This window comes from Verrucosispora sp. WMMD573, from assembly GCF_027497175.1.
Classification (GTDB): Bacteria; Actinomycetota; Actinomycetes; order Mycobacteriales; family Micromonosporaceae; genus Micromonospora.
Genome location: NZ_CP114901.1, coordinates 2,093,852 through 2,107,190 on the forward strand (window position 1 = coordinate 2,093,852; position 13,339 = coordinate 2,107,190).

13 protein-coding genes are annotated in these 13,339 nt (G+C 70.7%); 4 read left to right on the forward strand and 9 right to left on the reverse strand.

All coding sequences use genetic code 11. The features are described 5' to 3' along the window. Window positions 1-118 precede the first annotated feature (118 nt). Window positions 119-982: a hypothetical protein gene (locus O7601_RS09650; RefSeq protein WP_281565848.1), complete on the reverse strand. Its 864-nt coding sequence runs from the start codon at window positions 980-982 to the stop codon at window positions 119-121. Window positions 983-2,809: 1,827 nt separating this feature from the next. Here O7601_RS09650 and O7601_RS09655 point away from each other — a divergent pair. From O7601_RS09655 to O7601_RS09670, 4 genes are all read left to right on the forward strand, one after another. Next, the gene (locus O7601_RS09655) at window positions 2,810-3,130 is read left to right on the forward strand and encodes a helix-turn-helix domain-containing protein (protein ID WP_281565849.1); all 321 of its coding nucleotides are present in this window, start codon (window positions 2,810-2,812) and stop codon (window positions 3,128-3,130) included. Window positions 3,131-3,329: 199 nt separating this feature from the next. Beyond that, window positions 3,330-4,799 (forward strand): site-specific integrase, encoded by a 1,470-nt coding sequence (locus O7601_RS09660; protein ID WP_281565850.1) that lies wholly within the window; start codon window positions 3,330-3,332, stop codon window positions 4,797-4,799. A gap of 87 nt (window positions 4,800-4,886) precedes the next feature. Then, window positions 4,887-5,492 (forward strand): methyltransferase domain-containing protein, encoded by a 606-nt coding sequence (locus O7601_RS09665; protein WP_281565851.1) that lies wholly within the window; start codon window positions 4,887-4,889, stop codon window positions 5,490-5,492. 71 nt (window positions 5,493-5,563) lie between these two features. Next, window positions 5,564-5,731: a hypothetical protein gene (locus tag O7601_RS09670; protein WP_281565852.1), complete on the forward strand. Its 168-nt coding sequence runs from the start codon at window positions 5,564-5,566 to the stop codon at window positions 5,729-5,731. A gap of 100 nt (window positions 5,732-5,831) precedes the next feature. On the opposite strand, the gene O7601_RS09675 is transcribed toward O7601_RS09670, so the two are convergent. From O7601_RS09675 to O7601_RS09710, 8 genes are all read right to left on the reverse strand, one after another. Beyond that, on the reverse strand, window positions 5,832-6,908 hold the full coding sequence (locus O7601_RS09675) for a hypothetical protein (RefSeq protein WP_281565853.1): 1,077 nt from the start codon (window positions 6,906-6,908) through the stop codon (window positions 5,832-5,834). Continuing rightward, window positions 6,893-7,165, reverse strand: coding sequence for a hypothetical protein (locus tag O7601_RS09680; RefSeq protein WP_281565854.1), 273 nt, complete (start codon window positions 7,163-7,165; stop codon window positions 6,893-6,895). Before O7601_RS09680 ends, O7601_RS09675 begins: the two co-directional genes overlap by 16 nt. Before the next feature lie 8 nt (window positions 7,166-7,173). Further along, a complete protein-coding gene (locus tag O7601_RS09685; protein WP_281565855.1) occupies window positions 7,174-7,824 on the reverse strand; it encodes a GNAT family N-acetyltransferase in 651 nt (216 codons plus the stop codon). Between the two features lie 60 nt (window positions 7,825-7,884). Further along, window positions 7,885-8,532, reverse strand: coding sequence for a hypothetical protein (locus tag O7601_RS09690; protein WP_281565856.1), 648 nt, complete (start codon window positions 8,530-8,532; stop codon window positions 7,885-7,887). Window positions 8,533-8,890: 358 nt separating this feature from the next. Beyond that, window positions 8,891-9,571 (reverse strand): GPP34 family phosphoprotein, encoded by a 681-nt coding sequence (locus tag O7601_RS09695; protein ID WP_281565857.1) that lies wholly within the window; start codon window positions 9,569-9,571, stop codon window positions 8,891-8,893. Then, entirely contained in the window at window positions 9,568-10,596 is a 1,029-nt protein-coding gene (locus O7601_RS09700) for an acetamidase/formamidase family protein (protein WP_281565858.1), read from the reverse strand. The genes O7601_RS09695 and O7601_RS09700 overlap by 4 nt, the downstream gene beginning before the upstream one ends. Then, window positions 10,593-11,903 carry an APC family permease gene (locus tag O7601_RS09705; RefSeq protein WP_281565859.1) on the reverse strand — a complete coding sequence of 437 codons (1,311 nt, stop codon included), beginning with the start codon at window positions 11,901-11,903 and terminating at the stop codon, window positions 10,593-10,595. Before O7601_RS09705 ends, O7601_RS09700 begins: the two co-directional genes overlap by 4 nt. Window positions 11,904-11,932: 29 nt before the next feature. Then, window positions 11,933-13,249, reverse strand: a complete 1,317-nt coding sequence (locus tag O7601_RS09710; protein WP_281565860.1) for an ISL3 family transposase — start codon at window positions 13,247-13,249, stop codon at window positions 11,933-11,935. Window positions 13,250-13,339: the final 90 nt, after the last annotated feature.

Genomic DNA, 13,339 nt, shown 5'->3' on the forward strand with positions numbered 1-13,339 from the left:
ACAACCGCTCACAGCCACTCACAGGAGGCGGTTTACTCAGTCGAGGTGATCCGGATCAGCAGCTTCAACTGGCGAGGATGACGGCGCCGCGAGACGGGGTTCGGGGGACACAGCGAACCTACGCCGCTGCTGTCGACGTAGCGATGGTGGGGACGCGACGGCGGCTGGCGGCGCGCAGACTCGCCCGGCGTTCGGCTTGCGCCGCCAACGCCTCGGCGGCCTGCGGGGACGCCGCGCCGGTCAGCATGCCGCTGGCGAGGGCTTCGGCGAGGCGGGTGTCGATGCGACCCAACCGCATGCGCAGGGCGTCGGTGCTGATGCCCATCCGGGCCGCGATCGGATCCATGGCCCGCCGGCCCAGCCGCACGTCGATGTAGGGCTGCTCGTCGTCGGCGTCGAGGATCCCCAGGCGTACCGCGCGGCGTACCAGCACGTCGGGATGCCCGTAGGGCACCTGCGGGGTCCGCGGTCCCGTGACGCGCTCCACGTCCTCGACCGGAACGAACTCGCTGGCCTGCTGACGCAGCGCGTGCCCGGCGCGCCATCCGGCCCGGCACAACGACGCGTACGGCGCCCGGCGGGCCACGTCCACGTGGTCACGCAGCGCCGCCAGGAATCCCGCGAGGATCTCCGCGCCGATGTCGTCGGGGTCACCGCGGTAGCCGTCGGACAACCGCCGCGCGTAGCGGCGCAGCGCCGGCATCGCCATGCCGACCGCGGCGATGACCCACTGCGGACCATCCAGGCGGGCACGACGGATCAGCTCCCGCCACACCGCGTCGCGGGCCGCGTAGGCGCGCGGATTCGCCAGCAGCCAGTCCCGCAGCGCCGGCAGCGCCAGGACACCCGTCGGCAGGCCGACATCCGGACCGAACGCGTCGAGGTCGAGGGACAGGGGCGCCGGGTCGCTGGTCAGCGCCGCGAATGCGACGTCGACGGCGTCCAGGGGCGCGGCGGGCCAGATTGTGTCGGACACACTCATGATCAGTACTCCTCGGTCAGAGACCATCGGATATCGCCGCCGTGTTCTAGCAACGCTGGGATGCCGATTACGCCACGACCGACTCACAACCGCTCACAGCCCAGGTCAGGCCCGCTCTTTGCCCCCAACGGATCGCCGTTGCGCCCCGTCCGAACTCGGGCGTCAGTCCGGCACAGGCGGGCGACGCGGACTGGCCACAGCACGGCTGAGCAGGGTTGTGAGCCGCCGGCGCACGTCGGGCGCGGCACCAGACGGCTCAGCGACGAGGTCACGATCGTCGGGCCGCGCCCACCGCTCACGGTCACTCACAGCGGCTCGCAGACACTCACAGCCGCTGACCAGCCCTTCTGGTCAGCGAATCTCGTTCGCCATCGGCGATCGATCGCTTTCGTTGGCACTGGACCATCTTGGCTGGCATCGGACTGACAGCGCCGTTGAACTTCGTGCCATCGAAGCTGCGCCGCAGTCATGTCTCGCCGCCGGGGTGGCAACGCCGCTGGTCACCTCGCGCGAGGGGTTCTGACCAGGGCTGTGAGAGTAGGGGCCCGTGCGAGAAATGGCCGACAAGAGATCCTCAGAGAGCCCCTACACCCTCCCCCTCACAGCGACTCACAACCGCTCACAAAGACTCACAGCGACTCACGGTGGCGTGACATCCTCTGCCGGCACGCCCGGTCGGCCAGCGGACGACGCTGGCGTGGCGCGAATCCCGACAATCTGCCGTGTCCCTGTCCCCGGGCGTCATGCCCGGAGTCTCACCCATGTCGGTCGCCGGAGTATGAGCACCAGTGGTGGGAAACCTTCGTCCTGGCTGCCTCGCCTGGGAAGCGCGCGAACTGGTTGTCAACGAGGGCGGTCGATTGACAGGTTGTCCGTGCGGGCGGCGGTGACCGCGTCCGCGAGGACAGGAACGTCGGCATGAGCGCCGTGCCACTTTGTCCGGGCACGCGTTCAGCGGCGGTCAGATGGAATTGAGAAGTGGAGATCGGCGTCGTGCGCGCGGCCATGGCATCGAGGTGGGCGCAGCGTGTCCTCCGTGTCCGGCCCGGCGTCCGCGACGTCGCGCATGTCATCGATGTTGATCGTTGACAAGGTGTCCGGCGGGATCTCTGAGCAGGCCCGGGACAACGCAGTCTCGCGCGTTTCGCCAGCCTGAAATGGCACTGGCGTCGACGACGAGAGTCCGTCCTGTGGCGGCGATGGCCAAACCGGCATGACATCGCCGCGTCGCATGGACGGGTGTTTCAACTGCCCGCCAGCTGTGTCGGCGCCCGTCGGCTGCGGACATGTCCGCGGACAGCTTGTCATCGACGTCCATGAGTGCCCGGCCAGTTGTCGCCGAGGCGGTGTGTGACACGTTGACACCACTGTCGAGCCGTCGGCGGGCACGAGGTCGGAGCGCCCGTGGGCCGTCACATCACCCGCCGTGTCATCGACTTCCGCCACTGTCCCGGGGGCTGGCGTCGAGGCGATGGCACAACCGCGCGCTGGCCCGGCGAGCGGCCGGCCGGGCAGCCCTGTGAGCCCTCGTGAGTGGCGGTGAGTCAGGCAGGCGTTCGCCAGAGCACACAGACGCCGGTTTACAGATGTCAGCGCCCGACCGGTCCGGCGCGGAGCCGACATCGACATGGGCGAGCACCGAGGTAAGCGCCGCTTGAGTCGTACCGGCCGGCCGTGCTGGATGTCGCCGGGACCAGATCGAGCACCCATCGGATCTGCTCTTGCGATCCGGCGGTGAGGGTTGAGCCCGTCTCCAGCATCCAGCCTTACCCGCTGCGCACCCCGGGCCTGACCTGTACGCCCGTGCCTACCGCCGAGGAGATGACCATGAGATCGTCCAGACGCAATCGAACCGTGCCACCGCGGTCCGGGGAAGGGCCGGCTGCCGGTGAGCGGGAGCCGGCGTGGACGGCCGAGCGAATCCACGGCCTGGGCGTCAGCACGGACCTGGTCACCGCGGCGGCGGTGCTCGGCATGTCCCGCTCTGCCGCCTACAAGCTGATCCGCCGCGACGCGTTCCCCGTGCCGCACTTCCGCGTCGGCGCCCGCTACCGGATACCGACGGCACCGCTGCTCGCCGCGCTGCACCTGCACGAACCGGGGACCACGCCGGAGCGTGCCGCCGGTGCCACGAGTGCCCCACCGTAGGCGCCCTCCGCGCTGGCGGGAGCCCATCCCGCCCCAGCCCTCACGCCGCGCCAACGCGCGCGGTTCTCTTCCAGCCCCGACCTTGCGCCGGGACCGTCGTACGACGGTCCCGGCGACTTGATCGTGTCCGCGGATCACGCGTGGATGTCGATCAGCGCAAACCGATGCACCCCCACCTGATCGAGGAGCACCACCTGCCATGCCTGACGGAAGCATCTTCAAACGCTGCGGCTGCCGCCACCCGGAGACTGGCAAGCCACTGGGCAACGACTGCCCGAAACTGCGCCGCGCCAACCGCTCCTGGAGTTCCGAGCACGGCCACTGGACCTACCAACTCGAACTCCCACCCACCGCCGACGGCGGGCGCCGGCAGCTACGCCGCTCCGGCCTGCCCACCCGCCGGGCCGCCGCCGACGAACTCGACCACGCGCGCCAACTGCTCGCCCTCGCCAAGGGCGACCGGCGCCGCCGCACCGAGATCGGCGACCTGCTCCAGAACGCCGCACGCGCCAAACGGCCCTTGCCCGAGGTCGACCGGATCCGCCAGCGGCTGCGCGGCGACGGCCCCCTCGCTGACGCGCCCACCGTCGCCGACTACCTCACCGGCTGGCTGACCCACCTCGCCGTGGACGACAACACCCTGCGCGGCTACGAGTCCATCGTGCGGGTGCACCTGATCCCGCACCTCGGCGAGATCCCGCTGGACAAGCTACGCACCAGCCACGTCCGTGCCATGTTCGCCGCGATTGAACGCCGCAACGACGACATCCGCGCCGCGAAGACCAGCCCCGACCCGGCGGTGCGCAGGTCCGCGGCCGGGGTGCGGCCCACCGGCCCCACGACCCGGCAGCGCATCCGCGCCTGCCTGCGCAAGGCCATCAACGACGCCCTCGCCGACGAACTGATCGTCGGCTCCAACCCGGCCGCCCTGGTCAAGACCCCGGGTGACCGGCCGCTGCCGATCGTGTGGGAGGACGAACGCGTCCAACGCTGGAAGGAAACCGGACAGGTACCCGGACCGGTGATGGTGTGGACCGACGCCCAGGTCGTGGACTTCCTCGACCACGCCGCCCGACACGCCCCGGACCTGCATCCCATGTGGCACTACATGGCCTACCGCGGGCCCCGCCGCGGCGAAGCCTGCGGACTGCGCGACAGCGAGGTCCGCCTGCACCGCCGGGAAACCACCATCAACAACCAGATCGCCACCCACGGCTACACCCCCGTGCAGAAACCCCCGAAGAGCAGAGCCGGCAACCGCGACGTCGCCCTCGACACCGACACCGCCAAGGTCCTCACCGCCTACAAGGCCCGCCGCGCCGAATGGCAACTCGCCGCCGGCCCGGCGTGGCCCGACACCGGACTGTTCTTCGTCCGTCCCGACGGGCAGCCCTGGCACCCCAACGCCGTCACCCAACGCTTCCGCCGGCTCGTCCGCAAAGCCGGCCTACCGCCGATCCGGCTGCACGACCTGCGCCACAGCGCCGCCACCATTGCCCTCGACGCCGGCGTCGACATCAAGGTCCTCTCCGACCAACTTGGCCACTCCACCACGACCCTGACCCGCGACACATACCAGAGCGTCACCAAACAACTGCACCAGGATGCCGCCGATGCCGTCGCGAAGAAGATCAACCAGAGGAGCCGCGGTTCCCGCAAGGCGGGGTGAGACCTACCCTCACCGAAACGGTAGCGGCTGAGCGTGTACGGCCCGCAGGGCCGGAATACCGGTCACGCGAGCGAATACGCTCGCGCTGTGGGCGGTGACGACCAGCGGTTGAGCCGGCGGGGCAGCTTCGACGAGGATCCGGACAACTACCAGGCGGCGCGGCCGGGATATCCGCGGCGGGTGTACGAGGTGCTTGCCGACTGCGGGCTGCGGCCCGGTGCCCGCGTCCTGGAGATCGGACCCGGAACCGGGCAGGTGACCCGTCCCCTCGTGGCCGCCGGTGCGTCGGTGCTGGCGGTGGAACTCGGGGGCCGCCTGGCAGCCCGGCTGCGGACGAACATGGCGGGCCACGACGTGACCGTCATTGAGGGTGACTTCGCCACCGTGCCGCTGCCCGCCCACCCGTTCGACCTGGCGGTCTGCGCCACCGCCTTGCACTGGCTGGGCGCTGGCGCGGCGGTGCGGCGGCTGGCCCGCCTGGTCCGGCCGGGCGGAGGACTGGCGGTGTGGTGGACCGTCTTCGGTGCCCCCGAGCGCAGCCCGCCCTGGCGTGCGGACCTGAACGCGCTCTACCGACGGTGGCTACCGGCGCAGGGGCGCGGCCCGGCGGGCGTGCCAGCTTCCCTGCGGGTCGCCGAACGCACGGCGGACTGCGGGCAGGTGACTGGTTCGGTCCCGTCCGGGTCGAGATGATCCGCTGGGAGCACCAGCTGACGCCGCACCGTGCGCGCGGGCTGTGGGGGACCTTCCCGAACGTGCGCGAGATGAGCGCTGACCGGCGAGAGGCGTTCCTCGACGGCGTCGCCGAGGTGGTCGCCGGCCAGCCCGGCGGGATGGTGGCCGACAACTACGTCACCGCGCTGTACACGGTGCCGCGCCGAAACGACTCTGCCCTTCTGACCGGTCGCACAGATCGGGCAGCGGACGCCTGAAGAGTGCCGGCGGAGTCACCTTCGACAGGGCTCGGGCCAGCCGGGATTGCTGGAGCGGGCACTTACCGCCGAGCCACTCGGTGACCTGGGCCAATCTCTGCTAGCTGGTCCGGATCGTTCTGGCCTGGCTGCGTCCCGACCATCTGTCATCCCACGTCCGGGTGTTGGTGTCGCTGCTCGGCGCAGTGCTGCCACATCCGGCCAGGTGCCCGACCATCCGGTCGCTGGCGGGGTGCCCAGGATGTGCGTGTCGGTGGGCGGTGATGGTGTCGGCGAGCAGCGTCCGCGCGCGGGCGCAGTGGCCGAGCTGGTGCAGAACAACGGCGAGAGACGCCTGCGCGGCGAGGGTGCGGTGCGCCTCGGGCCCGGCGGTGGTGGCGAGTTGCTCGGCGAGGTGGCGGTAGAGGTGATAGGCGCGCTGGTGATGCCCGACCAAGCGGTGCGCGGTGGCGAGAGTGTGCAGGGCCGTCAGGGTGGTGCCGGCGGCGGGGCCGTGCAGGTGGGTGCCTGCGTGGTGGGCGTAGGTGGCCCAGCGGATCGCCGCACTGGGGTGGCCGAGACGGATGAGCACCTCGCCGAGGATGCAGGCGGCGTCGGCGTGAAGCGGGTCGGCCGGCGCAGTGATGGGGTCGACGGCGGCCAGCGCGGCGTGCAGGAGTTCCCGGGCGTGAGCGGGATTGCTGGCGGCAAGGCTGCGGGCGAGTTCGACATATTCGGTGACCGGAACGAGACCGGTGACGACGGGTCGCCAGGTGATGCGCAGATCGGTGCAGGTGCGCCCGGCAGTCACGCGGCTAATGACCCGTCCGGCGCAGGCCGCGCCCATCAGTGGGCTGTGCGGGTGGACCAGCGTCGTGGGCACGATGCGGGGTGCGTGACGCAGCACGGCGCGGCCGATGGCATCCACCACGAGCACAGCGGGTAGGCCGGGGCGGCAACACCCGGGTGGGCAGTCGTAGACGAGGTCCTCGTCGCAGTCCATAAAAGCGGTCATGGGCTGGGCGCAGAGGCGACACCACAGCAGCCCCGGCGGCAGCACCACCTCCCACGGGTCGGCGTCGTCGGCCCGCTGGAGAGCGGGTCCTTCCCGCGCGGCAGTTGACGCTTCGGCCGCCTGACGTGCGTCGCTGACCCATTTCTGCACGAGCCGGCGCTGCAGGTTCAGCTCTTCGGCCACAGCGGTGACAGCACGGTGGTCGCCCGCCGCGCGCTGCTGGTGTACGCGGGAAACCGCGGCGTCGATGAGATCTCGCGGGTACTTGCGGGGGTGTGGCATGTCGGATCGGTCCTGGGCTTGAGTTCTGGGGTCAGCGGGGGGGCGAGGGCGTTGCGGCGGGCACGACGCTCGTCGGGTTCGTCCGGGATCGGCACGGTCTCGTCCAGGACCACGTGTGACGTGGCGCAGATCGGCCACGGTTCGGTTCGTGAGGCCATCGCGTGGATCAAACGCCCAGACCGCTGGCCTGCGAGCCACCGGCTGCGCTGATGGTGTTCAGGGGATCGGGGCCCGACGTGGGGGTGCGGCGCATCGGGGTGATGACCGGGCCTGCGGGCAGCCGGATGGCGTCCTTCGGGGTGTATCCGTAGCGGGTGTAGACGTTCTGGCACTCGCCGGTGGTGTCGGTCCACGAGGGCAGGTCGACGCGGTCGAGTCTGTCGCGGTGGTGGGCGAGCATCGCCGCGCCGATACCTCGCCGCTGGGCGGCGGGCGCGACGGCGAGGAACGCCAGGTGGTAGTGCGGTTCGGTGGGCCGGCGTGCGCTGAGCAGCCCGTCGAGGATCTCGAAGCGGTCAGCGTGGTCGCCGGCGGCGTCGGCGAGGCGGCTGCGGTAGTTCGCCGGTGGCGGGATGCTGCGGTAGCGGTGGAAATCGACTGCGGCGGCGTTCAGGTCGTCGGTGACGTGAATTTCGCCGTAGAACATGGCGTGTTCCACCCAGATCGCCGCTACCTCGGTGAGGATGCGGCGCCGGTGGGTCGCCTCGGGCACCAGCCAGGTGGCCAGCGGGTCGGGGTGCAGGGCGTCGGCGATGAGCGTGGCGGCCATGTCTCTGTCGGCCCAGCGGCCGGCGCGGATGCGAGCAGTGCCGTCCATGAGGATCCCTTCGACAGTCCGGAAACGGACGGGAGTTGCCGCGTGATTAGCGGCGCGGTGTCAGGGCGTGTTGGTGGTGCTCGTGCGGGTGTGGATGCTGAACAGCAGGTAGTCCTCGACGTCGCCGGTGCGGGTGTGGCCGCGCCTTAATGGCGTGAAGTGGGCGCGTTCGTAGGTGAGGACCTCGCCGGTGCTGGGGTGCAGGATGAGCAGGCCGCGGATTGCCCCGTCGTCGCCGGTGGCGCTGACGCCGGCACCTGTGCGCCCGGCGCGGTCTCGCACGGCGGGGTGGTAGGTGAGCCCGTTGGTGTGACTCAGCAGGGTGAGGATCGCGGTGCGTGCGTCGCGGTCGGGTGTGCGCCACGACGTCAGGCTGGCGATGGTATCCAGGACCGCCGACGGACCGAGGAACAGCGGCGAGATGCTGGCAATCTGCCCGCTGAGTCCGGCGGGGTCGAGGGCGATCGGGCCGATCACCCCGTCGATCGTGCCCGGCGGGTAGGTCTCATCGGTGGCGGGATGTGAGCCGGGCGGGTGGCGCAGGCTGACGGCCCGTCCGGACCCGTTGTCGGCGCGCCAGTGCCGATGCTGGAAGACCACGACAGTGCTGGTCGCGCGTCCGCTGTCGATGCGGGTGTCGGCGGCCCATTGCCGTATCTGCACGAACGAGAACCGACCTGGGACGTCGCAGCTTGCCTCGGCGGCCACCTGGGGAAGCACGTCGGCGGCTGGCCGCGGTGCGGGTAGGGCGGTGGGTGGCACTGCGGCGCTCCGCCCAGCGAGGTCGCGCAGCTCGGCGGCGGTCAGCGGCGCGGGGATCCCACACGGTGCGGTACTCGTATGGGCGGGCGGCGTGACCCGCCAGCCGCTGGTGTCCTGCGCGGACAGTCGCGTGGCGGCCCAGGCGGGGGCGAGGGCAGCTACGACGAGCAGGGATAACACGGACAGCGCGGCAGTGATCCTGACGGCGGGCCGCCGACGCCAGCGGGCCGGCAGATCCGTGGGCATCGCGGGTGGGTGAGGTGGGTGGATCACGGTCAATGGCTCCGGGAGGCTGTGGTGGGGGTCAGCGGTAGGCGGCGGTGGCGAGGTCACCAACGGCCGCGTCGACGGCGGAGGTGATGTCGCGTACCGGTCGGTGGTGCTGCTCGGCGATCGCCCGCAGCTGGCCGGTGACGGCGTTGGTGTCGTCGAGGTACAGGTGGGCGGTCAGGTTGAGGACGGTGACGAGGCCGGCGAGGGCGGCGGTGTGGTTGTCCGGCGGCTCGCGTCCGGCGGCGAGATACCGCAGCCTGGATCGGGCCACGACCGCCCATTTGCTGTCGGTGGCGAGGTAGACGTCGGTGCGGGCGAGCCCGCCGAGGCGGCGTCGGCTGGTGCGGTGCAGGATCCCGCCGGCGTGCAGGCCGGCGCGGGTGCGTTCGTACAGGTCCACGGCGAACCACGTCAGCCATCCCCGCAGCGTCGGGGCCGGATTGGCGTAGCGGACGGAGGCGATGGCGGTGTCGGCGATCAGGTCACCGACGGGCCGGTCGCGGTGCAGCCGGATCCGCTGTTCGCCGGCCGGGCGAGCGTCCTCGGAGTCGTCGAGGGCGATCCGTGCGGCCAGGAAGAGGTCGGTCAGGACCGCGCCGGCCATGCCGAGGGCGAGGGCCTGGCGGTGGATGTGGGGGTGGCCGGTGTCGTCGTTGTGGCCGAGCAGGAACAACTCGTCCCGCAACGGCAGCTGAGGAATCGACGCGGTCATCGCGGCGGCTCCTTCCGCAGCCCGGCCGCGTGCTGCAGTAACCGGGGGTGCACCCCCGTGTAGGCGGCGGTCGGGTCCGGAAGCAGCGCCTTGTCCACGGCGGCGAGGACCGTGTAGTTCGGGTCGCACACGTTGCCGATCGGCGCCCTGCCGGCCTGCGACACCAACTGGTAGGCGTCCAGGGTCTCCAGGCCAGTGAGATCGCTCGTCCAGCCGACCAGGTCGCGGTGGGCGATCCGGTAGGCATCCTCCAAGGGTCGGGCGCAGCCGACCGACATGATCGACCCGTCGGTCTCCAGCCGGGGCCACACCGTCGGGACGCCCTTGATGACCTCGATGGTCAGGGTGGTGGTTGTGGCGATCTCCACCCCGACGCCACAGGCCTCGCCTTCGCCTTGGCGGGCGTGTCCGTCGCCGAGGGCGAGCATCGCCCCGTGCACGGCCACCCCCAGGTAGAGAGTCGTCCCGGCGCGCAGCTCAGCGGTGTCCAGGTTCCCGCCGTGCGTGTCGGGAACGATCGTGGAGCGGGCCTCGAACCCGCCGGGAGCGACGCCGATCGTGCCGATCATCGGGTCCAGCGGCAGGTCGACGGTGTGGTCAGTTTCCGTGGCGTGGAAGCGGACCGTGCCGGCCTGCCGGTCGATGTCGTACACCCACACCCGCTCCTCAAGTGGCGGCTGCAGGGTGGCGGTGTGCGAGGTGGAGGTCAGCGCCCCGAAGTGCGGGAACGTTGAGGAGATGCCCCAGTCACGGGCGGGAATGATCGAGGCGATGTGGATGGCGAGGGTGTCGCCGGGTTCGGCGTCCTCGACGAAGAACGGTCCGGACACCGGGTTCAGGTACGGCATCCGGCACACCTGCGACGGCAGGTCCGCCGGCCCGCGCACGAGGCCGCCGAAGCAGTCCTCGGTGTGCACCCGCAGGATGTCGCCGGAGCGGACGTGGGCCACCGGCATCCGGCCGCCGAAGGTGTAGGCCAACTCGTCGCGGGCGGGACGGTAGGTAATCGTGTCCATGGCGGTCACACCCGTTCCACGTGGCGGGCGTGAGGCTGCGCGGCCGCCAGACCCGACAGGGCGGGCCGGCGGCCGGTCAGGTACAGGCCGGCGAGAACGACCATGCCCAGGGCGAGCCAGGCAAGGCCCAGGCGCTGCGCGGCGATGTTGGCGTTGACCACCACGTAGGCGAGGATCGCGAACCCGATCCCGGGCATGACCAGGTGCGCCCACCAGTTGCTACTGCGCTGGCGGATGAGGTGGTGCACGACCACGGAGACGTGCAGGACGAGGAAGGCGACCATCGCCCCGAAGTTGATCAGCGTCGACAGCAGCGTGATCCCATCAGCCCGGGTCGCCATATACAGGCCGAGCACCAGGGACACGGCACCGGTGAGCAGGGTCGCGTTGATCGGCACGTTCCGGCGGATGGACACCTTGGCCAAGAAGGCAGGCAGTTGCCGGTCGCGGGCCATCGCGTACAGCAGACGTGAGGTGGCGACCTGCGCGACCATCGAGTTCGGCAGGCCCCACGCGATCGCCGTCGCCACCGCGCACATGGTCGCCAGCCACCCTCCGCCGGCCACGGCTGCGGCGTCGTAGAAGGCGGTGCCGTTCGGATCCCCGTCGCTGAGCAGCGAGGCCGGCTCGGAGACGAGCATCGCGGCCAGCCACGTCTGGGCGATGAACAGCACCCCCGCCAGGACGAGGACGGCGGCCATGGCACGGCCGATCTGCCGGGAACCGCCCTTGGTCTCCTCGGCCAACATGCTGATCCCGTCGAAGCCCAGGAAGGACAGCACCGCGATCGACACCGCCCCCGCCACGAGGGACCAGGTGAACGTGTCGGCGTTGTAGAACGCATCCCAACTGAATCGGCCCCGGCCCGAGGCGAGAGCCCAACCAGCGACAGCGAGGAAGACCGCCAGGACGAGCAACTCACCGACGAGCATCACCCGGGTCACCATCGCGGTCATCCGAATCCCCACCGAGTTGACGACCGTGTTGACCGCGACGAATCCGAGCAGCCACAACCACACCGGCACCGCCGGCACTGTCGCGTGCATCGCCACCGACGCCACCAGATACAGCAGACCCGGCACGAGCACGTAGTCGAGCAGGATCACCCAACCGGCGAGGAACCCGACCGGCGGGCTGATGCCCCGGCCGGCGTAGTTGTAGACGCTGCCTGACATCGGGAACGCCTTGACCATCTGCGCGTAGGAGAACGCGGTGAACACCAACGCCACCACACCGACCGCGTACGCAAGGGCCACCATCCCGCCCGAGCCGGCGTACACGCTGCCGAAGATCGCCATCGGCGCGATCGGCACCATGTACACCAGCCCATATGGGCTCTTCGAAGTTAAGCGGGGTTGAGGTGTCCGCGGTGGCGTCGGGTGGTGGCGGTGCGGGTGCGTAGGCGTTGGTTTTCGGGGTTGCGGAAGCCGTAGGCGTCGCGGGCGATGGTCTTGATGACGCGGTTGGTTCCTTCGGAGCCGGCGTTGGTGATGCCGGTGGTCAGGAATGCGTGGATCTGCGGCCACCAGATTTCGATGGTGGTGGCGAGTCGGTGCAGTTCGGGCAGGTTGGTGGCGGCGCAGCGGGTGTAGAAGCGGTGTAGCAGCCGGTGGACGTGTTCCCGGTTGGGCTGGGTGCGGGCGGTGGCGAGCAGGTCTAGGAGGTCTTCCTTGGCGTTCCACGCGGCGAGGATCGGCACGCCGATCTTGACCGGCAGTGCCTCGAGGGTGTCGACCAGGCGGTCGACGTGCTTGCCGGGCATCCGGGCGGCGCAGCGGGTCAGCCGGTTACGCATCCGCCATTCCGGGTCGGTGCCGCGGCCACGGCGTCCGCGTTGGCTGAGGGTGACCCGGCGGCGGACCTCGGTGACCGCCCGGTTGGCCAGCTGCACGACGTGGAAGTGGTCGACGACCAGCACCGCGTGTGGCAGCACCTGGCGGATCGCGGCTTTGAACACGGTGCACATGTCGATCGCCACCGCCCGGACCTGCTCACGCCAGGTCTGCGGACGCTTGGTGAGCCAGCCGGTGACCGCGGCGGTGGTGCGGCCCTCAACCTGGGCGAGCAGACCCTGGCCGCCGGACAGATCCACGAAGCCGACGTGCCACCGGTCTGCGGTCGTGGTCCACGAGCCTGCCTGCTCGTCCCACTTCCAGTGCGGCTTGCCGCGGCGAACCTCGTCGATACCCAGCACCGTGACCGGCTCCGGCTCGGCCGGCAGCACCGCGGTGGCGTGCGCGGTGAACGCAGCGGCGACGACCGGCCAGGACACGCCGTGATCGCGGGCGGCCTGCACGATCGTGCGTCCACCATCGCCGACCGCCGCCCCGGCCGCCTCCCGCAGCCGCGCGGTCAGCCGGGAGCGGGCCGGAACCTGGGCGACCTGCTCGGTGAACGACGAGCGCGGACAAGCCGGGGTCGGGCAGTACCAGCGGCGTTTACGCCAGCGCAGCTTCACCGGCCGCCCGCCGACGGGCAGGTCCCGTGGCCGCGTCGTGGTCCACTGCTTCACCCGCACCGCCCGCTGCCCGCACTGCGGGCAGCATCGCGCCTGTTCACACCCGGTGGCCAGGCTCACCACGGGGACGCCGGCGGCGTCCAGCTCGACCCGCTCGGCCACCAGGCCGTCCAGGCCCAATAGCCGGGTCGTATCGTTGACCATGCTCGCAGCTCTTCACTTGTGACCATCCGAAGTAGCCGCTCAGATGATCACTGATGGGCTGCGAGCCCTTCACACTCGGGCCAGCTCTGA

Coding starts and splice junctions, on each gene's coding strand:
- O7601_RS09660 (WP_281565850.1), top strand. CDS start 3,330: ATGCCTGACGGAAGCATCTTCAAACGCTGCGGCTGCCGCCACCCGGAG.
- O7601_RS09655 (WP_281565849.1), top strand. CDS start 2,810: ATGAGATCGTCCAGACGCAATCGAACCGTGCCACCGCGGTCCGGGGAA.
- O7601_RS09705 (WP_281565859.1), bottom strand. CDS start 11,903: ATGGTGCCGATCGCGCCGATGGCGATCTTCGGCAGCGTGTACGCCGGC.
- O7601_RS09685 (WP_281565855.1), bottom strand. CDS start 7,824: ATGGACGGCACTGCTCGCATCCGCGCCGGCCGCTGGGCCGACAGAGAC.
- O7601_RS09670 (WP_281565852.1), top strand. CDS start 5,564: ATGAGCGCTGACCGGCGAGAGGCGTTCCTCGACGGCGTCGCCGAGGTG.
- O7601_RS09680 (WP_281565854.1), bottom strand. CDS start 7,165: ATGGCCTCACGAACCGAACCGTGGCCGATCTGCGCCACGTCACACGTG.
- O7601_RS09650 (WP_281565848.1), bottom strand. CDS start 982: ATGAGTGTGTCCGACACAATCTGGCCCGCCGCGCCCCTGGACGCCGTC.
- O7601_RS09695 (WP_281565857.1), bottom strand. CDS start 9,571: ATGACCGCGTCGATTCCTCAGCTGCCGTTGCGGGACGAGTTGTTCCTG.
- O7601_RS09710 (WP_281565860.1), bottom strand. CDS start 13,249: ATGGTCAACGATACGACCCGGCTATTGGGCCTGGACGGCCTGGTGGCC.